Genomic DNA, 20,912 nt, shown 5'->3' with positions numbered 1-20,912 from the left:
CAATCGCCTAAAACGTATAACTCATCCCCACCGTTAGCTCCCGCACGTTGTTCTTATTCACCATCGGGCTGTCACTTATCGTGCTCGGGTAAAAACGCTGCGTGAACTGTGCCCAGGTGTTCCACAGCGGCGTCCAGGCATAGTTCATCGCCAGCTGTGCGTAAGGCACAATGCTGCTTTGCGGACGCCATGTCGCCAGGCCCGTTTTTGCCGACTCTTTCTCAGAGATGCCATAGTAATAACGCGTATTTTGCGCGTTAGAAAAGTCCATGCCGGCTTCCGGCACCAGCGTGAAGTCTCCCCACTGCGCCATTGCGATATAGGCTGAATTGGCGACCACGCCGTTGCTAACGCCCAGAGTATCGCCCGCGATCGTGGCGCTAAATGCCCCCACCGGCGTGGTGTACTGCATCGTCATACCGCCCATCATCGTGCTGTTGCGGTTGCTCAGCCCTCGCAGCGCGGGCGTTTGCCCGGTATCCGCACGATATAGCGTGTCGTAGTAATAGACCTTAGCGCGCAGCAGCAGCGTATCGGTATTGATGAAGTTATAGCCCGCCTCGGTCCCGTCGAGATACCAGGTTCTGCCGTCGTAGCCGACGTATGGCAGCGCCCAGCGCAGCTCATGGCGGGTTTGATAAGGGGTTTGATACAGCCCACCCTGCGCGCCAAGCGACCAGTTGGCCGCCGGGCAGGAGGTGGCAATCAGCAGCGGGCTGAGCAGAAGCGCCCCGGTTATTTTTCGCATGTATTTACTCCAGGGCGACGAAGGTTTTGCCCCAGCTTAACCTTTAATTTTGGGATCCAGCGCGTCCCGCAACCCATCGCCCAATAAGTTGAACGCCAGCACGGTAAAGAAGATGGCGAGACTCGGGAAAATAGCCACGTGCGGGGCAATGACCATATCCGCCCTCGCCTCGTTCAGCATCGCGCCCCACTCCGGCGTAGGAGGCTGAGCGCCCAGGCCAAGAAACGACAGGCTTGCGGCGGAGATAATAGAGGTCCCGATACGCATGGTGAAATAAACCACGATCGACGAAACGGTTCCCGGCAGAATATGCCGGAAGATAATAGTCGCATCCGGGGCGCCAATGCTACGAGCAGACTCAATAAAAGTTTGCTGTTTCAGCACCAGGGTGTTGCCGCGAACCAGACGGGCAAACGCCGGAATACTGAAAATAGCCACCGCAATAATCACGTTGGTCATGCCGCTGCCCATCACCGCCACTACCGCTATCGCCAGCAGAATGCCGGGGAAGGCGAACAGGACATCGCAAATGCGCATGATAATGCGGTCCCACCAGCCTTCGTAATACCCCGCCAGCAGGCCAAAGAAGGTGCCGATCAGCGCGCCAATAAGCACCGAAAAGACCCCGGCGGCCAGTGAGATTTGCGCCCCAACCAGCACGCGGCTAAAAATGTCGCGCCCCAGCGAATCAACGCCAAACCAGTGCAATGCCGACGGCCCTTCGTTCAGCCTGTCGTAATCAAAATAGTTTTCCGCATCAAAGGGCGCTATCCACGGCGCTATCAGCGCTACTACTATCAGTAAAAGCACGAAAAGCCCGGCAGTCATCGCCACGGGCTGCTGCCGAAAACGGCGTAAGAACTCGCTCCACGGCGTACGGATTTGCCCGGCGCGAACGGCGGGCATCGCGCTGACTATGGCCTGGCGTCGCCAGTTTAAAAGTCGCATCCTTATTTGTACCTGATGGCCGGGTTAATGGCGGCATACAGCAGATCCACCACTAAGTTGATTACAATAAACTCCAGCGAAAACAGCAGGACTTCCGCCTGAATAACCGGGTAGTCGCGCATTTCCACCGAATCCACCAGCAGGCGCCCTAATCCCGGCCAGTTAAACACTTTTTCCACCACAATTGAGCCACCAAGCAGGAAGCCGAACTGTAACCCCATCATGGTGATCACCGGGATCAAGGCGTTACGCAGGCCGTGTTTCACCACGATCAGCGTTTCACTCACGCCTTTCGCCCTGGCGGTACGCATGTAATCTTCATGCAGCACATCCACGAACGATGCGCGGGTGAATCTCGCCATCACCGCAGCCACCGCCGCACCAAGGGTAATAGACGGCAAAATGTAGTGCTGCCAGCTGTCTGCCCCCACCGTGGGGAGCCAGCCTAACTCAACCGAGAAGACCTGCATCAGCAGCATTCCCAGCGCGAAGGCCGGGAAGGAAATACCGGACACGGCAATCGTCATGCTCAGGCGATCCGGCCAGCGGTTGCGCCAGACGGCGGCCACTATCCCGGTAACCAGGCCAAACAGCGTCGCCCAGGCCATGCTGGTCAGCGTCAGCCACAGCGTGGGCATAAAGCGGCTGGCAATCTCTTCGGATACCGGGCGGCGAGAAACCAGCGAGGTGCCAAAGTCCCCCTGCACCACGTGAGTGATGTAATGCAGGAACTGCCGCCACAGCGGCTGATCCAGCCCGAGCTGTTTGCGAACAAGCTCGATGACCGTGGCATCAGCTTCCGGCCCGGCAATCAGGCGCGCCGGGTCACCTGGCAGCAGGTGCACAAACAGGAACACCAGCACCGCGACGATGAACAGCGTGGGGATCAGGCCCAGGAGGCGTTTGAGGAAATAGTTAAACATCGCGGCCCCTCACCCTAACCCTCTCCCCAAAGAGGAGAGGGAATAAAGAAAAAAAGCTTTGGTTTCCCCCTCTCCCTTTTAGGGAGAGGGCCGGGGTGAGGGTCATTATCACGCTACTTCAGATCCGCATTATCAAAACTAAACCCGGTATCCGGCATCACGTAGAATCCGGTGAGGTTTTTGCTGTGGGCAGAAACCAGTTTTTCCACCACCAGCGGCACCCACGGTGACTCTTTCCAGATAATGTCCTGCGCGTCTTTATACAGCTTCGCTTTCTCTTCCGGTTTGGTGGTTTTCAGCGCCTCAGCCAGGTCTTTATCCACCTGAGGATTGCTGTAGAACGCAGTGTTAAACAGCGTTGGCGGCCAGTTTTGGGAAGCAAACAGCGGTGACAGAGACCAGTCTGCTTCACCGGTTGAGGCCGACCAGCCGGTGTAGAACATTCTCACGCCGCTCTCTTTCTGGCTTTTGGCTTCCACTTCTGCCGCACGCTGCCCGGCGTCCATCGCCGTCACTTTCACCTTGATACCAACCTGCGCCAGCTGCTGCTGGGTAAACTGCAGTACTTTCTGCGCGGTGCTGTGGTTATGGGACGACCAGAGCGTGGTTTCAAAGCCGTTCGGGAAGCCCGCTTCTTTTAGCAGCGCTTTGGCTTTGGCCGGATCGTAAGGCCAGGGTTTGAATTTTTCCGAATAGGCGATGGACGGCGGCACGACGCCTTCCGCAGGCGTGGCAAAGCCGGAGAACGCCACTTTCACCAGCGCCTGGCGGTTAATCGCGTAGTTGATCGCCTCGCGAACCTTCGGGTTATCAAACGGTTTTTGGGTCACGTTCATGCTGATGTAGCGCTGCATGATGGACGGGGAAGCAACCAGCTCAAGCTTACTGTTTTTCTCCAGCACGCCGGCCTGCTCGTAAGGAATCGGGAACGCAAACTGCGCTTCGCCGGTTTGCAGCATCGCCGCGCGGGTGTTGTTATCCACGACCGGACGCCAGGTAATGCTGTCCAGCTTCGGCAGGCCAGCCTGCCAGTAACCGGTGAATTTTTTCACCTTCACAAAGTCGGTCTGGTTCCAGGTATCCAGCTGATACGGGCCGGTGCCCACCGGGTGGAAGCCAATATCTTTGCCGTACTTTTGCAGCGCCGCCGGGGAGATCATCGCCGTCGCCGGGTGGGCAAGAATATTGATAAACGCCGAGAACGGCTGTTTTAAGGTGATTTTTACCGTCGCAGGATCGACCGCTTCGGTTTTCGCGATGGCTTTATACAGGTTATAGCGCTTGAGGTGGTTATCCGGATTGCTGGCGCGGTCGAGGTTAGCTTTTACCGCATCGGCATTGAAGTCGGTGCCGTCCTGGAACTTCACGCCCGTACGCAGTTTGATGGTGTACACCAGGCCGTCGTCAGAGACCTTATAGCTCTCCGCCAGCACGTTCTGCAGCTTCATGTCTTTATCAAGCCCGAACAACCCCTGATAGAACGACTTCGCCACCGCCTGCGACAGCGTGTCATTCGCATCGTACGGGTCGAGCGTCGTGAAGTTTGAGGCCACCGCTACGACGACATCTTTAGCAGCGAAAGCGGGCGTGGCGATAACGGCGGAGGCCAGTCCCGCCGCCAGAAGCCATTTTTGCGTTGTGTTAGCTGTCATTATTGTTTTCCTTTAAAGGCGATTTTCACTGCTGCCGATGGGATGCCGGGCGACAAAATGCCCCGGCCCCACCGCAACCAGCGGTGCTACGTGCGGTTCATCCCCCAGGCTGCGTGTGGCGCTGGGGATCTCGTCAGACACTAAAACGGGCTTGCGTCCCTTACGGGTTGGGTCAGCCACCGGCACCGCCGCCATGAGCTTGCGGGTATACGGATGCTGTGGGTTTTCAAACACCGCGCGGCGCGGGCCAATTTCAACAATCTGGCCCAGATACATCACCGCCACGCGATGGCTGATACGTTCCACCACGGCCATGTCGTGGGAGATAAACAGGAAAGCGATGCCAAACTCACGCTGCAGGTCGAGCAGCAGGTTAACTATCTGCGCCCGAATCGACACATCCAGGGCCGAAACGGACTCATCGGCAATCACCACCTTCGGGTTAAGGGCCAGCGCGCGGGCAATACAAACCCTCTGCCGCTGGCCGCCGGAGAACTCATGCGGGTAGCGCCAGGCGTGTTCCGGCTGCAACCCTACGCGCTCAAGCAGCCAGGCTACGCGCTCTTGAGCCTGCTCTTTGGGCATCGCCTGATGCACCAGCAGCGGCTCCATGATGGAGTAACCGACCGTCTGGCGAGGATCCAGCGAAGCATACGGGTCCTGGAATATAAACTGGATGTCTTTGCGGACGTGCTGCAGTTCGCCGTCAGGCAAATTATCAATACGCTGGCCGTTAAAGGTGATGGTGCCGCCCTGGGTTTCCACCAGCCGCAGCAGCGAGCGTCCGGTGGTCGATTTACCACAGCCGGACTCGCCTACCAGCGCCAGGGTTTCGCCGGGCAGTAAATCGAAGCTCACCTTTTCAACAGCATGTACCTGGCGCGTCACCCGGTTGAATATCCCGCTGCGCAGCGGAAAACGGGTGACCAGGTCACGCACTTCAAGCACTGGCTTAGCGCCGTGGGGAATGGTGTCCTGCTCGACTTCAGGCTCTTGCTGATTCGATTGCCCCGGCACGATAAGCGGAAACTCGCGCGGTAAATCGCTGCCGTTCATGGCGCCCAGACGCGGCACGGCGGCCAGTAAAGCCTGTGTGTAGGCGTGCTGCGGGTTTTCGAATATTTGCTCAACGGTGCCTGTTTCCACCGCTTCGCCCCGATACATGACCAGCACCCGGTCGGCGATGTCGGCCACCACGCCCATATCGTGGGTGATAAAAATCACCCCCATCTGCATTTCATCCTGCAGGACGCGAATAAGCTGCAGGATCTGCGCCTGAATAGTCACGTCGAGGGCGGTCGTCGGCTCATCGGCGATCAGTACCGCCGGGCGGCAGGAGAGCGCCATGGCGATCATCACCCGCTGGCGCATCCCGCCGGAAAGCTGGTGCGGGTAGCGGTTCAGAATGGCCTGGGCTTCAGGAATGCGCACGCGTTCAAGCATGCGTTTTGCCTCATTCAGCGCCGCCCGGCCGTCCAGCTTTTGGTGTAAACGAATAGATTCGGCAATTTGCTCCCCCACGGTAAACACCGGGTTGAGCGAGGTCATCGGCTCCTGGAAAATCATCGCCACGTCCGCGCCACGCACGCGACGCATCTGCGCGCTGTTCAGCTCGGGCAGATTAAGCACTTCGTTATTGCGGCGGCGCAGCAGCAGTTTCTCGCAGTCGACCAGCCCGCCGCTCTGTTCCAGCAGGCGCATCAATGCCATCGCCGTCACCGATTTCCCGGAGCCCGACTCGCCGACAATCGCCAGCGTTTCTCCCCGATTAAGCGTCAGCGACAGGTGACGCACCGCCTCGGTGATCTGCTGCTGTTGGCGAAAGCGAATATTGAGGTCGCTAACGGCAAGCACCTGCTCGTCCGGCAGTTCATGACTGTGCGGCATTAACTCTCCTGGTCACGATAAATTCCTACATTCGGGGCATCGCCCACAAAGCCAAAGCCGCGGTACATCCCTTCGCTGTTAAACGGCAGCGCGACGTTGCCCTGATTATCAATGGCAATCATGCCGCCGCTGCCGCCCAGCGCGGGCAGTTTTTCCAGCACCACACGGTCGACGGCCTGCTGCAGACTTAGCCCGGCATACTCCATCAGGGCAGCAATATCGTAGGCCGCAAGCGTGCGTATGAAGACTTCACCCGTGCCGGTGCAGGACACCGCCACGTTGGCATTGTTGGCATAGCAGCCCGCGCCGACGAGGGGTGAATCCCCTACCCGGCCCGGCAGTTTATTGGTCATCCCGCCGGTGGAGGTTGCCGCCGCCAGATTACCGAGTTTATCCAGCGCCACTGCGCCAACCGTGCCAAATTTCTTATCGGCATCAATCGGCTCGGCCCCGTCATGATCCAACAGCGTTTGCTGGCTTTCACGGGCGCGCAGCAATTGCTGATAGCGTTCTTCGGTCGAAAAAAGTGTTTCATCTACCGGCTCAAGCCCTTGCTGAGCGGCAAAACGTTCCGCCCCTTCGCCAATCATCAGCACGTGAGGGCTGTTTTCCAGCACCAGCCTCGCCGCAAGAATCGGGTTGCGAATATGGCTTACGCCCGCCACCGCCCCGGCATCCAGGCTGTTGCCGTCCATGACGCAGGCGTCGAGCTCATGTTTGCCTTCACTAGTGAACACAGAACCAATCCCGGCGTTAAACAGCGGGCATTCTTCCAGCAGGCGAACGGCCTCGGTTACCGCGTCCAGCGCGCTGCCGCCGTGCTCGAGGATCTGCTGCCCGACCTCCACTATTCTGGATAGCGCGCTGATAAACTCCTGCTCTTTTTCCGGCGTCAGGTGGGCGCGGGTTAGGGCTCCGGCCCCGCCATGAATAGCGATAACGGCTTTGGTCATTCGGCATTGCCTGTTGAATGTGATATCTGGCGGCGTTTTTTCTATAAATATCAGAATCGTTGCCAAACATTGATACGATTTTTGAATATAGAAAGACGTAAAAGTGTTGTAAAGAAAATTGACTTTCCTCTGCGAGCCTTACGTCGCCCGGCGGGAAGGAGAAATAGCGGCCGATAAAACCTGAGCCGCTATTTCTTTGGTAATAACAAAAAGTTAGAACTTCGCGCTGATGCCCACGTTATAGCTGGTCTGGTTCCCGTCGCTTAGCCCGGCCGTTTGCGCCACTGCCGCAAAGGCTGACACGGTATCCGAGAGCGGCATATCAGCGCCGACGGCGATATCGGCCCAGTTTTTATCCAGCTGTTCACCGCTGCGGCTGAAGGTCAGCGCCGTGGATTTTAAGCCGCCGTTCGCACGGTAATTGTCGTCGCCAAACTGATGCCGGTAGCTGGCCTGCGCCCAGGGATTAATCACCCCCAGCTTCGTGTCCACGCGCCAGCCCGCGCTGCCGATTTGCGAATGGCCGTTCTGATCGCCGAAGCGCATAGCGGTGCTGCTGCTGCCGTTTTCGCTGTAGCCGTTCACGTGGCTGTAATCCCAGGCGTATTGCAGCACCGGCCCCGTGGTCAGCCAGCTCGTTACCGCGAGGTCATAACCCGCCGTGAGTCGCGCGCCATACAGCCTGCCGTCGGTATCACCTTTTTCAGTGCGGGTCAGCTGTCCGAGCGTGATATCTCGCTGAATATTTGTGAAGTCTGCGGAGAGATAATGCACGTCCCCGTTCAACCAGGCCTGGCCCGCGCGAAGCTGGCCAAAGAGCGCGGCCTGGAAACCTCGGGTGTCATAGCGGTAGTTATCGTCCGGGCGCTGGTTGTCCAGAGAACCAGCGATCAGCCCGCCCAGCACCACGTTTTCATTAAGCTGATAGTCCAGGCCCACGGTCAGGTTATTGGTGTTCCCTTTGCCGTCACCGGTTCCGCCGTGCCCGCTATACCGCTGATACCCCCCGCCGTAGCCGCCAAACACGCCCAGTGAACCGGCGGCGTTTTCGCCCTGACGCAGCTGCTGGTAGCGGCTGTCGAGGGTGGCCCGGCTGCCACGCACCATCGCCTGCGTGCCCTGATTCAGACGAGTCACCTGAACAGGCGCGGCAATAATCGACTCAATGTATTGGGCAATGATGCTGTGTACCTGCGGGCCAGGGTGGAAATGGTCGGCAAACAGATAGTCCTGAGAGGCATTAAAGCCGGGCGTCGAGCTGGTGCAGTCTGTCGCCGCCACGCCCGACGGACAGGCCATCCCGGCGGTGTTTGTCAGGCCGAACGCCTGAGGGTTGGCCAGGATTTCCTGGAAAACGCCGTTGATATCCGCCCGGGCAATGTTGCCGCCGTGTTGCAGCAGAGCCTGATCCTCAGCGCTGTTATAGAAGGTGGTGAGTAAAGAAGCCTGCTGCACGGCTTGATCGTAGGCAGCAATCAGCTGAGCGGCTACGCCCTGCTGAATGAGTGGATTCGTACTGACGACCGATGCCGCCGCCTGTAAAGCCTGATGAATTGCCTGCTGGCGGCTCGCCAGGTCAGGCGTTTGCGCCGCATCCAGAGAAGCATAAGCAGCCTGAATGGCTGGCGTGGCCGCCGCGCCAAGCCCTGCGCTAAGCACCAGCTCCATCAACGTTGGCGTCGCGCCAATATTTGGGACATTAGGTACCACTACCAGCCCGGCTCCGGCATCAAGCAAAGCCCCAACCTGGGCCGCTGCGTTGGCCGCGCTGTTGGCGGCAATCCCCTGCGCCAGCGCTGGCTGAGTGGCGGCCGCGGCCAGATCGTTGCCGCCTATCCAGTGAATGTATAACCCGTTGCCGTCCGCTCGCCCGCCGGTCTGGCTAAGGTAGCGTTGAACCTGGCTTTGGGTATTATCGGCCGAATTGAGCGCTGGCACGGCGGTGCCCCCGCCTGCGGCATAGTTGCTACCGCCCTCGCGGGAAGGCGTTAACGTCAGGCCATATTGGGCGGCCAGCTGTTCGTCATAAAGTTTGTTCTGGCTGCTGTTCCAGGTCCAGCGCCCGTTGTTGCCGGTGTCGCTGAGGCTGTCGCCAAAAACGGTGAGGGAATCAAAGGCAAATGCGGATGAGGTGAAGCCCACAGCGGCGGCCAGCATACTGAATTGAAACACTTTTTGTTTGCTTATCATCAGTTCTTCCTTGCAGAGGTTTTTTATTAGCCACAATGACTATAGCCAATGGCGGTTTACGCGCAGGCCGAGCGTAAAGAAGAAACGTGACAACGTGATGTAACGCATATCTGGCCACGGGCGGGAGGATTTTGCTGATCCCAGACATGCCGCCAGACGGCGTTTTCTGCCATACTAAGCCCTTATTTTGTCCCTGCTCCAGGAGCCACGAATGGAATTTACCGCCGGGCTGATCCCGCTTGAAACCGCGCTTGAACAGATGCTGTCCCGCATTAACCCACTGTCCGAAACGGAAGCCCTGCCGCTGCTGCAGGCCACGGGCCGCATCACCGCCGCGCCGGTCATCTCTCCGCTCGATGTCCCCGGCTTCGACAACTCAGCGATGGACGGATACGCGGTGCGGCTGGCGGATATCAAAGCCGGTGGCGCGCTGCCTGTCGCAGGTAAAGCATTTGCCGGGCAGCCGTTCAGCGGCGAATGGCCCGCTGGCACCTGCGTGCGCATCATGACCGGCGCACCGATCCCTGCCGGGGCCGAAGCAGTAGTCATGCAGGAAGAGACTGAAGTCACCGAAAGCGGCGTGCGCTTTAACGCCGTCGTGAAGAACGGGCAGAACATTCGCCGCCGCGGCGAGGATATCCATCAGGGCGCCAGCGTACTGGCCGCAGGCGTGAAGCTGACCGCCGCCGAGCTGCCGCTGATTGCCTCTCTCGGCATCCCGGAAGTGAAGGTCTACCGCAAAGTGCGTGCAGCGGTGTTTTCCACCGGCGACGAGCTCCAGCTTCCCGGCCAGCCGCTGGCCGAGGGCCAAATCTACGATACCAACCGCCTGGCGGTTCACATCATGCTGGAGCAGCTGGGCTGCGAAGTTATCGACCTCGGCATCGTTCGTGATGACCAGGCTGCCCTGCGCGCGGTGTTTAACGAAGCGGACAGCCGCGCGGACGTCGTCATCAGCAGCGGCGGCGTTTCGGTGGGCGAAGCAGATTACACCAAACAAATCCTTGAAGAGCTGGGCGAAGTCGGCTTCTGGAAGCTGGCGATTAAGCCAGGCAAACCTTTTGCCTTTGGGCGGCTGAAAAATAGCTGGTTCTGCGGTCTGCCGGGTAACCCGGTTTCGGCGGCGCTGACGTTCTACCAGCTGGTACAGCCGCTGCTGGCTAAGCTGAGCGGTCAGCAAATCAACCCTCTTCCACCGAGAATGCGCGTGCGTACCGTCGGCAAGCTGAAGAAATCCCCGGGCCGCCTCGACTTCCAGCGTGGCATTTTGCGCCGCAACGAGCAGGGTGACCTTGAAGTATTGAGCACCGGGCACCAGGGCTCGCATATTTTCAGCTCCTTTAGCCAGGCCAACTGCTTTGTGGTGCTGGAGCGCGAGCGCGGCAACGTAGAGGCCGGAGAATGGGTTGAGGTCGAGCCGTTTAACCCGCTGTTCGGAGGCTGAGATGGTTGAGCTTAGCGATGAGGAAATGCTGCGCTATAACCGCCAGATTGTGCTGCGCGGCTTTGACTTTGACGGCCAGGAGAAGCTGAAAGCCTCGCGGGCTCTCATCGTCGGGCTGGGCGGGCTGGGCTGCGCGGCGGCGCAGTATCTGGCGGCGGCGGGCGTGGGGCATCTCACGCTGCTCGATTTCGATACCGTTTCGCTCTCCAACCTTCAGCGCCAGACGCTGCACAGCGATGCGACCATTGGTAAGCCAAAAGTTGATTCCGCCAGGGATTCACTGGCGGCGATCAATCCGCACATCCGGCTTGAGACCGTCAATGCCCAGCTTGACGAACCACAGCTTGATGAGCTGGTAGCAAAGCATGATGTTGTGCTGGACTGCACCGATAATGTCACCATCCGCAATCAGCTCAACCGCTGCTGTCACCGGCACAAAACGCCGCTGGTGTCCGGGGCGGCGATTCGCATGGAAGGTCAGATAAGCGTATTCACTTATCAGGAGAATGAGCCCTGCTACCGCTGCCTGAGCCGCCTGTTTGGGGAGAGTACACTGAGCTGCGTGGAGGCAGGTGTTATGGCGCCGCTGGTGGGGATTATCGGCTCGCTGGAAGCGATGGAAGCCATCAAGCTGCTGGCAAATTACGGTTCGCCGGCGCGCGGAAAAATCGTGCTTTACGATGCGATGACCTGCCAGTTCAGAGAGATGAAGCTGGCGCGTAACCCGCAGTGCGAAGTGTGCGGGTAGAAACGAAAACGGGGATATCGCTATCCCCGCTATTTTTATACCGCCAGGTCAGTAAGCATCACTTTGGCGATTTCGAAGTAAATCAGCAGCCCGGTTCCGTCGATCAATGTCGTAATAAACGGCGCGGACACCACGGCCGGATCGATATTCACCTTACGCAGCAGCATCGGAATAATCGAGGAAACAATCGCACTCCAGACGGTGATGGCGATAAGCGTCAGGCTCACCACCATCATCACTTCCATCCCCACGCCCAGCATCCACGCCCGGATAAATCCGGCGGTGCCAATCGTTAAGGCAATGAGCACCGAGGCCGAGATCTCCTTGCGCAGAATAGCGCCCAAATCCTTTAGCCCCACCTCGCCGAGCGCCATCGCCCTGACCAGCGTGGAGGTGATCTGCGTGCCGGTATTGCCGCCAGTGCCAATCAGTAGCGGAATAAAGAACGCCAGCGCAATCGCCGCCTCAAGCTGCTCCTCAAAGGATTTAATCACCGAACTGGTGTAGGCCTCGGCCACGAACAGCAGCAGCAACCAGACCGATCTTTTGCGCCACAGCGTAAAGACGCTGCTTTGCAGATAAGGCGTTTCCAGCGGTGAAGAAGCCCCCTGCAGCTGGCTATCGAGCGTGTTTTCGTCTTCCAGCAGCTGAGCGATTTCCTGCGGGCCCAGCACGCCTTTCAGCTTGCCGTAGCTCAGCACGGGAATGTAGTTAGAAGCCGACTTTTTGATCTCCACGCAGGCTTCATGGCGCGTTTTTTCCGGCGTTAATGAAAACGCAACTGGCCTCATCAAATCACTGAGCAGCGCGTCTTTGTCCGCCTGCAGCAGCGATTTTACCGGCACCAGACCAAACAGATGGTCATCGTCGTCCACGACAAATATTTGCGACGGGATCTGCTCATTTTTAATGCCCGAACAGAACAACGCCTGCGCATCTTGCACCGAAGTGCCCGGCGGTAAAGCGATGTAATCCTGGCTCAGATAAGCCAGCACGGTGTTTTGTGAGTCTGAGGATGGCAGCTTGACGGACACGGCCAGTGAAGCGCTGGAGTGCGCTGAGGTATTAGTTGAAAAGGTCATGATTTTTCCCCGGTTACTGTTTTAAAAATAAACAGTCCTCATCCTGGGGCGAAGCAAGATATGAGAGTGCTGACGCTATCTCCATGTCTCGGTTTTAGCACTGTACAACGTATCCCCAAAAGCGGGGGAAGTTACCTGGGATTATACCTTCGCTCGATATAACCTGTCCTAATCTTGGGCGTCTCTCGACGTCGTCAGATCAGCAACCTATGTTTGTACAGGAGCCTCGCCTAACGAGATACTGCAAGTCTTCCGCGGCCTATAGTAGGGATTTAAACGCCGGGCGCAAGGCAAAGAACCTGCGTTGTTTAGGGTTTATTTATGCTTTATTTCTGCTCAATCGTAGAGTTTATCGCTGCTCACCGCCGGGCGCCCTTTGCCCGCGCCTACTCGCCGCACTGACGCCTGTACCTTCAACGTACCGGCCAACAGGATATTCACCACCGGGGCTTCCGGACGCATCAGGCGCTGCTGCAGCAGCTGAACCGCCTCTTCACCCAGCTCATCCCTGGGAACATGAACCGAGGTTAAAGGCACGTCATGGATTTCGGCCAGGTTAAAGCCGTCGATGCTCATCACCGACATATCCTGCGGCACGCGCAGCCCGGCCTTTTGCAGGGCACTCACCGCCCCTGCGGCCATAAAGTCACCGCCGACTAAGAGCGCGCCTGGCCAGGCCGGCCTCGGCGTAGCAGCCAGATAGTCGCTAATTAAGGCCTCGCTCTCTTTGGCGCCAAAGCTTTGGGCGACTAACAAATGTCGGGTCTCATCAAACGACAAATTTCGGCAGTCCCACGCGTCCCGAATGCCGGCCAGACGTTGCTCCATGGTGTAGCGACGCAGGCACATCAACGTCAGCACGCCTTTATGCCCCATGTCGAACAGGTAGTTTGCGGCAAAGCGACCGGTCATCAGGTGATCCGGGGCGACGCCTGAAAGACGCATTTTGCGATCCTGGCAGTTGATCAGCACGCAGGGTTTGCCCAGATCCGCCGCCAGATCGTGGATATGCGTATCATCAATCCCCAGCAGAATGGCCGCTTCAGTTTCCGGCTCGCTCATTTTGCTGAGAAACAGCCCGACGTCGCTGTCATTTTCCTCCAGCGCGCAGAAACGAAGCCTGGCGTCGTGAGGCACCAGCGCCTCGCCGATCCCCTGCATCACCCGGTAGTAAAAGACGTCCAGCCGCTCGTCAAATGCCCGGCGAGGCGCAAAGACCACCAGGCTGTTGATCAGCAATCTGCCGGCCGCAATCCCCTGTAATACCCCTTTCTCTTTGGCGCAGGCAAGGACCTGCTGGCGGGCCGACTCGCTGGTGTTCCCCTTGCCCGCCAGCACGCGGGAAACGGTGCTTATCGACAGCCCGGTTTGCGCGGCAATTTCGGTGATTTTTAGCGTTTTACTCATTTTGTGATCGACGCCCGTTTGTAAAATGAAAAAATTTTCATGGCTGCAGATAAGCCATGGTGCCGCAAATACGGCATCGTTTCTTCGCTCCAGATCGAAGTAGTGAAAATGTTTGCAAAAATTGCGCTATTGGTTGGCTGATAACTCAATTACGCTCCGATTTGTTGACCAATAAGATTCACACTGAAAGCAAAATAAAAATTAAATACATAAAAATCAAATAACTAAAAAAGATCCCTCGCCAAAAAATAGTGGCATACCAATTCTACTAATTACCCTACAAGGTGGAGTGAACTATGAGTCATGGCATCGACCAACCGATAACCGCCGTTAAGGCAGGACGCGTTTTCCGGCATTTGCGCTGGTGGGTTCTGGTTCTGTTCTTACTTGGCGTCACCGTCAACTACATCACGCGTAATGCGCTGGGGATCCTGGCGCCTGAGCTGAAAACCTCCCTCGGGATTACCACCGAACAATACTCGTGGATCGTCGGCGCTTTTCAGCTGGCCTATACCCTGTTCCAGCCGCTCTGCGGCTGGCTGATAGACGTGATTGGCCTGAAAATCGGCTTTCTGATCTGTGCCAGCATCTGGGCGGTGATGTGCATGCTGCATGCCGGAGCCGGGAGCTGGTTACAGCTGGCCATTTTGCGCTTCATGATGGGCGGCGCGGAAGCCGCAGCCACGCCCGCCAACGCCAAAACGCTGGGCGAATGGTTCCCGAAAAAAGAGCGACCGATTGCCGCAGGCTGGGCCGGGGTAGGCTTTTCCATCGGCGCGATGCTGGCTCCGCCGATTATCTATTTCGCCCACAGCTTCTTTGGCTGGCAGGGTGCCTTTATGTTCAGCGGCGCGCTGGCAATGGTGTGGGTCGTTTTATGGTGGCTGTTTTATCACAACCCGGAGCAGCACCCGAACCTGAGCAAGGAGGAGCTGGCCTTCATCAAGCAGGATAACGAACCGCCTGCCGTGAAGCTGCCGTTTTTCACCGCGCTGAAAACCGTCTCGAAAAACAAACGTTTTTACGGCATCGCCATTCCGGCCTTTATGGCAGAACCCGCCTGGGCGGTGCTGAGCTTCTGGGTTCCGCTTTATCTGGCCAATGAACGAGGCATGGATCTGAAGCAAATTGCCATGTTCGCCTGGCTGCCGTTCCTGGCCGCCGATATCGGCAGTATTGCAAGCGGCTATCTGACCAAAGTCTACACGCGCTTTTTCGGCTGCTCGCGCACCAACTCCGTGGTTGCCAGCTCGGTCACCGGCGCGTTTTTAATGCTTTCTCTGGCGCTGGTCGCCGTTACCAAAGATCCCTGGATTGCCATCCTGCTTATCTCCATCGGCGGCTTCGGGCACCAGATTATCTCCTGCATGCTCAGCGCGCTGGTGGTGGACTCGTTTGATAAAGGCCAGATGGCCACCGTCAACGGTATGCGCGGCTCCGCGGCGTGGATTGCCAGCTTTATCTTCTCCCTGATTATCGGCGTCACCGCCGACAAGATTGGCTTTAACCCGCTGTTTATCGCCATGGGCTTTTTTGATCTTATCGGTGCGGTGTTCCTGGTGGCGTTTATCGCCGAACGCCGCGCAAAACGTAGCTGAATGGATGGTCACTGATGAAAACACTTAAGAACTGGACGCTCGCAAAACAAGATGACAGCCAGGTTATCCTGACCCTCGACGGCAAGCATTCGCTGCACCTGTACGTGCTGGAAGAGAAGCTGTTTCGCGTATTGATCAAGCGGCAGCAGGGCCTGGCGCTGGACCGCAGCTGGAGCATCGCCCCGCAGCATGATGTGCCGTGGGAAGGCCGCGAGCGCGAAAGCCTCGCCGGATTTACCCTGCCCGGCTTCACGCTGGAACAGCAGGCCGATTGCCTCATCATCAGTAGCCAAAGTATGCGCGTGACCGTGCATCAGCCGCTTTATCTGGAATGGGAATACAAAACCAAGCGTGGCGAATGGCAGCCTCTCGCCTGCGATCGTCCCACCAGCGCGTACCAGCTTAACGCTCACGGCGATGGCGTGGCGCACTATCAGCGGCGTTTTGCCGGCGAGCGTTTTTACGGCCTGGGGGAAAAAGCCGGGCCGCTTAACCGCACCGGCAGGCGTTATGAGATGCGTAACCTGGATGCGATGGGGTACAACGCGGCGTCCACCGACCCGCTTTACAAGCATATCCCCTTCACTATTACGCGCCGCGACGACGTTAGCTTTGGCCTGTTCTACGACAACCTGAGCAATTGCTGGCTGGATCTGGGCAACGAGATAGACAACTATCACCTGGCTTACCGCCGCTGGCAGGCGGAAGCCGGAGACCTGGACTACTACATGTTCCTCGGCCCGCGCGTGCTGGACGTCACCAAAGCGTTCGTGCGGCTGACAGGTAAAACCTTTTTTGGCCCCAAATGGAGCCTCGGCTACAGCGGGTCAACGATGCATTACACCGACGCGCCGGACGCCCAAAACCAGCTGATGAACTTTATCCGCCTGAGCCAGCAGCACGCGATTCCGTGCGACTCTTTCCAGCTTTCGTCGGGCTACACCTCGATCAATAACAAGCGCTACGTGTTTAACTGGAACTATGAAAAAGTGCCGCAGCCGAAGGTGATGAGCCGGGCGTTTATGGCGGCCGGGATCCGCCTTGCGGCCAACATCAAACCCTGTCTGCTGCAGGATCATCCGCGCTATGAGGACGTAGCCAAAGGCGGGCTGTTTATCAAAGATTCGGAATCCGATGCGCCGGAACGTTCCAGCTTCTGGGACGATGAAGGCTCTCATCTGGACTTCACCAACCCGGCCACGGTGAAATGGTGGCAGACTGGCGTTACCACGCAGCTGCTGGATATGGGCATCGGCTCCACCTGGAACGACAACAACGAATATGAAGTGTGGGACGGGGAAGCTCGCTGCTACGGCTTTGGCAAACCGATAGCCATCAAGCACATTCGCCCGGTTATGCCGCTGCTGATGATGCGCGCCTCGATGGAGGCTCAGCAGACGTTTGCCCCGGAAAAGCGCCCGTATCTGATTTCCCGTTCCGGCTGCGCCGGGATGCAACGCTACGTTCAGACATGGAGCGGCGACAACCGCACCAGTTGGGAGACGCTGCGCTACAACACGCGCATGGGCGTTGGCATGAGCCTGTCCGGCCTGTTTAACGTCGGGCATGACGTCGGCGGTTTTTCGGGCGATAAACCCGACGCCGAGCTTTTCGTTCGCTGGGTTCAGAACGGCGTGATGCACCCGCGCTTTACCATCCACTCATGGAATGATGACCACACCGTAAACGAACCGTGGATGTATCCGGCGGTCACTCCCGCTATCCGCAGCGCAATCGAGCTGCGCTACCGCCTGCTGCCCTATTTCTACACGCTGCTATGGCAGGCCCATACGGATGACGAACCGATGCTGCGCGCAACATTCCTCGACCATGAACACGATGAGAAGACGTTTGACGAGTGCGATGAGTTCCTGCTGGGCCGGGATCTGCTGGTGGCGAGCGTAGTGGAGCCGGGGCAGCGCGAGCGCGCTTTATGGCTGCCGGCCAATGAGCACGGCTGGTACGACTATTATACCGGCGAGTGGTTCAGCGGCGGGCAGATAATCACCCTGCCCGCGCCGCTTGAACGCTTGCCGCTGCTGGTGCGTGCCGGGGCTGCATTGCCCCACAGCGAACGCATCAGCTATGTTTCCCCGCAGGATGATACCGTTCGTGAGCTGAAGATTTACCCGCTGCAGGGCGCGGGCGTTTCTCACGGCTCGCTGTTTGAGGATGATGGAGAATCCTGGGGCTATAAAGAGGGCAACGCGCTCTGGCTAAGTTGGGAAATAACCTGTTCGGCCAATGAGATTGACGTGGCCTTTAGCCGCAAGGGGGATTATCAACCTGCCTGGCGCGAGATTAAGCTGTCTCTGCCTGAGGGAGAGAAGCGTCGGCTGCTGGTGAACGGCGTGGAATGCGGGGTGTGGGCGTTGTAATTGCCCCTCACCCCGGCCCTCTCCCCAAAGGGGCGAGGGGGAAAACAGGTGGGAGCCATACCTATAATTCAATCTGTCCCCTCTCCCTTTTTAGGGAGAGGGTTTGGGTCAGGGTAAAATTACCCGTCGATCCCTTTGCTGCGCAGGTAATCTTCGTAGCCGCCGGTGAAGTCAATCACGCGCTCTGGGGTGATTTCCAGCACGCGGGTTGCCAGCGAGCTAACAAACTCACGGTCGTGAGAAACGAAGATAAGCGTGCCCTGGTACATCTCCAGCGCCATGTTCAGCGACTCGATGGATTCCATATCCAGGTGGTTCGTCGGTTCGTCCATGATCAGGATATTTGGTTTTTCCATCATCAGCTTGCCGAACAGCATGCGGCCCTTTTCTCCCCCTGACAGCACTTTAGCAGGCTTTTTGATGTCGTCCTGGCTGAAGAGTAAACGGCCCAGAATGCTGCGCACCGCCTGCTCGTCGTCGCCTTCCTGCTTCCACTGGCTCATCCAGTCGAACACGGTCAGGTCGTTTTCGAACTCGTATTCATGATCCTGCGCGTAGTAGCCAATCTGAGCATTTTCAGACCACTTCACGCCGCCGTTATCCGGAGCCAGTTCACCGACCAGGGTTTTCAGCAGCGTGGTTTTACCGATGCCGTTAGCCCCCAGCACCGCCAGTTTTTCACCGACTTCCAGCAGCAGATTAACGCCTTTGAACAACGGACCGTTTTCAAACCCTTTGGTCAGCGCCTCGACTTCAAGCGCATTACGGAACAGTTTCTTATCCTGCTCGAAGCGAATGAACGGGTTCTGACGGCTGGAGGCCTTCACTTCGTCCAGCTTGATTTTATCAATCTGACGGGCACGAGAGGTCGCCTGACGAGATTTGGAGGCGTTGGCGCTGAAGCGGCTCACGAAGGATTGCAGGTCAGCAATCTGCGCTTTTTTCTTGGCGTTATCGGACAGCAGGCGCTCGCGAGCCTGGGTCGCCGCCGTCATGTATTCGTCGTAGTTGCCCGGATAAACGCGCAGCTCGCCGTAGTCCAGGTCAGCCATATGGGTACAGACCATGTTCAGGAAGTGACGGTCGTGCGAGATAATAATCATCGTGCTGTTGCGTTCGTTGAGCACGGTTTCCAGCCAGCGAATGGTGTCGATGTCCAGGTTGTTCGTAGGTTCATCAAGCAGCAGGATGTCCGGGTTAGAGAACAGCGCCTGCGCCAGCAGCACGCGCAGTTTCCAGCCTGGAGCGACTTCGCTCATCGGGCCGTAATGCTGCTCCAACGGAATGCCCACGCCGAGCAGCAGTTCGCCCGCACGCGCTTCTGCGGTGTAGCCGTCCATCTCGCCGTATTTCACTTCGAGGTCGGCAACTTTGTAACCGTCTTCTTCGCTCATCTCCGGCAGGGCATAAATGCGGTCGCGTTCCTGCTTCACTTCCCACAGCTCGCCGTGGCCCATGATGACGGTGTCGAGCACGGTGAATTTCTCGAACGCGAACTGATCCTGACGCAGCTTACCGATGCGCTCGTTTGGATCGAGAGAAACGTTGCCCAGCGTCGGCTCTAAGTCCCCGCCGAGAATTTTCATGAACGTGGATTTGCCACTTCCGTTAGCGCCGATCAGGCCATAACGGTTGCCGCCGCCAAATTTGACGGAGATATTTTCGAACAGCGGTTTGCTGCCAAACTGCATGGTAACGTTGCTGGATACAAGCACTGGTATGTCCTGGAGAAATAAGTTGTCGAGATTTTGGAATGTGATTTCGGCCACATTATGCCATAACTATGATAAAGGGTCGCCCCGCATCTTCACCGTACAATAGTTAATCAGTGTGAAAAAATTGTGATTTCATCCACATCTGATTTCCCAGATGAATGTAATGCACATATAATGCGCGGCTGAATCATCCATAAACACTCACTAGCTGGCCCGTCTGGCATAACACTTCGCACAACATGAATATAAAATTACGCTCGCTCTTACTGGCTTTTGTGGCTGTCGCGTCTTTCTCAGCTTCCGCCGTGACCTATCCGTTACCGACCAACGGCAGCCGCCTGGTTGGTGAAAATCAGGTTATCACTATTCCGGAAGGCAGCACCGCGCCGCTGGAAGAGTATGCCGCACAGTACCAGATGGGACTGTCTAACATGCTGGAAGCTAACCCAGGGATTGACCCATACCTGCCGAAAGCCGGAACCATCCTGAACATCCCTCAGCAGCTGATCCTGCCGGACACCGTGCATGAAGGGATTGTGATTAACAGCGCGGAAATGCGCCTCTACTATTACCCGAAAGGCACCAACACCGTTATCGTGCTGCCAATCGGTATCGGCCAGCTGGGTAAAGATACCCCGATTAACTGGACCACCAAGGTAGAGCGTAAGAAAAATGGGCCAACCTGGACCCCTACCGCGAAAATGCATGCCGAATACGCCGCTGCCGGTACGCCGCTGCCGGCTGTTGTGCCAGCTGGCCCGGATAACCCGATGGGCCTGTACGCGCTGTACATCGGTAATCTGTATGCGATTCACGGCACCAACGCCAACTTCGGTATCGGCCTGCGCGTCAGCCATGGCTGCGTACGTCTGCGTAACGAAGACATCAAGTTCCTGTTCGACAACGTGCCGGTCGGCACTCGCGTTCAGTTCATTGATGAGCCGGTAAAAGCCACCACCGAGCCGGACGGCAGCCGCTACATCGAAGTTCACAACCCGCTTTCTACTACCGAAGCGCAGTTCAACTCCGGTGAAATCGTGCCAATCAAGCTGACCAGCAGCGTACAGAAAGTCACCGCTCAGTCCGACGTTGATACCACCGTTGTTGACCAGGCGATTCAGAACCGTTCCGGCATGCCGGTTCGTCTGAACTAAGCTAAAAGTAATCGAATCAAGGCGGCCTCCGGGCCGCTTTTTTATTGCCTAAAATCAGCCGGGCAACCTTCACGCAGGGAATGTT

15 protein-coding genes and 1 riboswitch are annotated in these 20,912 nt (G+C 57.5%); of the genes, 5 read left to right on the top strand and 10 right to left on the bottom strand.

The window, feature by feature from the left end; genetic code table 11:
• Nucleotides 1-7 precede the first annotated feature (7 nt).
• The 7 genes from JT31_RS19685 to JT31_RS19655 all read right to left on the bottom strand — a co-directional run bounded on the left by JT31_RS19685 (nt 8) and on the right by JT31_RS19655 (nt 9,268).
• On the bottom strand, nt 8-748 hold the full coding sequence (locus JT31_RS19685) for a MipA/OmpV family protein (RefSeq protein ID WP_038481147.1): 741 nt from the start codon (nt 746-748) through the stop codon (nt 8-10).
• A gap of 36 nt (nt 749-784) precedes the next feature.
• Complete coding sequence (gene gsiD / locus JT31_RS19680; protein WP_038481146.1) at nt 785-1,696, bottom strand: glutathione ABC transporter permease GsiD; 912 nt, start codon at nt 1,694-1,696, stop codon at nt 785-787.
• 2 nt (nt 1,697-1,698) lie between these two features.
• The gene (gsiC, locus tag JT31_RS19675; protein WP_038481145.1) at nt 1,699-2,619 is read right to left on the bottom strand and encodes a glutathione ABC transporter permease GsiC; all 921 of its coding nucleotides are present in this window, start codon (nt 2,617-2,619) and stop codon (nt 1,699-1,701) included.
• A gap of 113 nt (nt 2,620-2,732) precedes the next feature.
• Complete coding sequence (gsiB, locus tag JT31_RS19670; RefSeq protein WP_038481142.1) at nt 2,733-4,271, bottom strand: glutathione ABC transporter substrate-binding protein GsiB; 1,539 nt, start codon at nt 4,269-4,271, stop codon at nt 2,733-2,735.
• A gap of 12 nt (nt 4,272-4,283) precedes the next feature.
• Entirely contained in the window at nt 4,284-6,158 is a 1,875-nt protein-coding gene (gene gsiA, locus JT31_RS19665; protein WP_038481141.1) for a glutathione ABC transporter ATP-binding protein GsiA, read from the bottom strand.
• Nucleotides 6,158-7,111 carry a beta-aspartyl-peptidase gene (gene iaaA, locus JT31_RS19660; protein WP_038481140.1) on the bottom strand — a complete coding sequence of 318 codons (954 nt, stop codon included), beginning with the start codon at nt 7,109-7,111 and terminating at the stop codon, nt 6,158-6,160. Before iaaA ends, gsiA begins: the two co-directional genes overlap by 1 nt.
• A gap of 213 nt (nt 7,112-7,324) precedes the next feature.
• Nucleotides 7,325-9,268: an autotransporter outer membrane beta-barrel domain-containing protein gene (locus JT31_RS19655; RefSeq protein WP_419177776.1), complete on the bottom strand. Its 1,944-nt coding sequence runs from the start codon at nt 9,266-9,268 to the stop codon at nt 7,325-7,327.
• A 244-nt stretch (nt 9,269-9,512) separates the two neighbouring features.
• On the opposite strand from JT31_RS19655, the gene moeA reads away from it, so the two are divergent.
• Together moeA and moeB are read left to right on the top strand one after the other, a co-directional pair.
• Nucleotides 9,513-10,745, top strand: coding sequence for a molybdopterin molybdotransferase MoeA (moeA, locus tag JT31_RS19650; protein ID WP_038481138.1), 1,233 nt, complete (start codon nt 9,513-9,515; stop codon nt 10,743-10,745).
• 1 nt (nt 10,746) lies between these two features.
• Entirely contained in the window at nt 10,747-11,493 is a 747-nt protein-coding gene (gene moeB / locus JT31_RS19645; protein WP_038481137.1) for a molybdopterin-synthase adenylyltransferase MoeB, read from the top strand.
• 35 nt (nt 11,494-11,528) lie between these two features.
• Here the strand turns inward: moeB and JT31_RS19640 are convergent, their stop codons facing one another.
• On the bottom strand, nt 11,529-12,575 hold the full coding sequence (locus JT31_RS19640; RefSeq protein WP_038481136.1) for a magnesium transporter: 1,047 nt from the start codon (nt 12,573-12,575) through the stop codon (nt 11,529-11,531).
• A gap of 72 nt (nt 12,576-12,647) precedes the next feature.
• Nucleotides 12,648-12,820, bottom strand: a riboswitch (M-box (ykoK) riboswitch).
• 91 nt (nt 12,821-12,911) lie between these two features.
• Nucleotides 12,912-13,982, bottom strand: a complete 1,071-nt coding sequence (locus JT31_RS19635) for a LacI family DNA-binding transcriptional regulator (protein WP_038481135.1) — start codon at nt 13,980-13,982, stop codon at nt 12,912-12,914.
• Nucleotides 13,983-14,278: 296 nt separating this feature from the next.
• Between JT31_RS19635 and JT31_RS19630 the strand changes: the two genes are divergently transcribed.
• Both JT31_RS19630 and JT31_RS19625 read left to right on the top strand, forming a co-directional pair.
• Nucleotides 14,279-15,580, top strand: a complete 1,302-nt coding sequence (locus tag JT31_RS19630) for an MFS transporter (RefSeq protein ID WP_038481134.1) — start codon at nt 14,279-14,281, stop codon at nt 15,578-15,580.
• Nucleotides 15,581-15,594: 14 nt separating this feature from the next.
• Entirely contained in the window at nt 15,595-17,958 is a 2,364-nt protein-coding gene (locus JT31_RS19625) for a TIM-barrel domain-containing protein (RefSeq protein ID WP_038481133.1), read from the top strand.
• 119 nt (nt 17,959-18,077) lie between these two features.
• On the opposite strand, the gene JT31_RS19620 is transcribed toward JT31_RS19625, so the two are convergent.
• Nucleotides 18,078-19,673: an ABC-F family ATPase gene (locus JT31_RS19620; RefSeq protein WP_038481131.1), complete on the bottom strand. Its 1,596-nt coding sequence runs from the start codon at nt 19,671-19,673 to the stop codon at nt 18,078-18,080.
• A gap of 239 nt (nt 19,674-19,912) precedes the next feature.
• Between JT31_RS19620 and ldtB the strand changes: the two genes are divergently transcribed.
• Nucleotides 19,913-20,827 (top strand): L,D-transpeptidase, encoded by a 915-nt coding sequence (ldtB, locus tag JT31_RS19615; RefSeq protein WP_038481128.1) that lies wholly within the window; start codon nt 19,913-19,915, stop codon nt 20,825-20,827.
• The last annotated feature ends 85 nt before the right edge of the window (nt 20,828-20,912 follow it).

It is taken from the genome of Cedecea neteri (assembly GCF_000757825.1).
Lineage (GTDB): Bacteria > Pseudomonadota > Gammaproteobacteria > Enterobacterales > Enterobacteriaceae > Cedecea > Cedecea selenatireducens.
This window is presented reverse-complemented; position numbering and strand designations above follow the sequence as displayed.

Excerpts from the sequence above, each read along its gene's own strand:
- JT31_RS19685 (WP_038481147.1), bottom strand. The coding sequence starts at position 748 with ATGCGAAAAATAACCGGGGCGCTTCTGCTCAGCCCGCTGCTGATTGCC.
- gsiD (WP_038481146.1), bottom strand. The coding sequence starts at position 1,696 with ATGCGACTTTTAAACTGGCGACGCCAGGCCATAGTCAGCGCGATGCCC.
- gsiC (WP_038481145.1), bottom strand. The coding sequence starts at position 2,619 with ATGTTTAACTATTTCCTCAAACGCCTCCTGGGCCTGATCCCCACGCTG.
- gsiB (WP_038481142.1), bottom strand. The coding sequence starts at position 4,271 with ATGACAGCTAACACAACGCAAAAATGGCTTCTGGCGGCGGGACTGGCC.
- gsiA (WP_038481141.1), bottom strand. The coding sequence starts at position 6,158 with ATGCCGCACAGTCATGAACTGCCGGACGAGCAGGTGCTTGCCGTTAGC.
- iaaA (WP_038481140.1), bottom strand. The coding sequence starts at position 7,111 with ATGACCAAAGCCGTTATCGCTATTCATGGCGGGGCCGGAGCCCTAACC.
- JT31_RS19655 (WP_419177776.1), bottom strand. The coding sequence starts at position 9,268 with ATGCTGGCCGCCGCTGTGGGCTTCACCTCATCCGCATTTGCCTTTGAT.
- moeA (WP_038481138.1), top strand. The coding sequence starts at position 9,513 with ATGGAATTTACCGCCGGGCTGATCCCGCTTGAAACCGCGCTTGAACAG.
- moeB (WP_038481137.1), top strand. The coding sequence starts at position 10,747 with ATGGTTGAGCTTAGCGATGAGGAAATGCTGCGCTATAACCGCCAGATT.
- JT31_RS19640 (WP_038481136.1), bottom strand. The coding sequence starts at position 12,575 with ATGACCTTTTCAACTAATACCTCAGCGCACTCCAGCGCTTCACTGGCC.
- JT31_RS19635 (WP_038481135.1), bottom strand. The coding sequence starts at position 13,982 with ATGAGTAAAACGCTAAAAATCACCGAAATTGCCGCGCAAACCGGGCTG.
- JT31_RS19630 (WP_038481134.1), top strand. The coding sequence starts at position 14,279 with ATGAGTCATGGCATCGACCAACCGATAACCGCCGTTAAGGCAGGACGC.
- JT31_RS19625 (WP_038481133.1), top strand. The coding sequence starts at position 15,595 with ATGAAAACACTTAAGAACTGGACGCTCGCAAAACAAGATGACAGCCAG.
- ldtB (WP_038481128.1), top strand. The coding sequence starts at position 19,913 with ATGAATATAAAATTACGCTCGCTCTTACTGGCTTTTGTGGCTGTCGCG.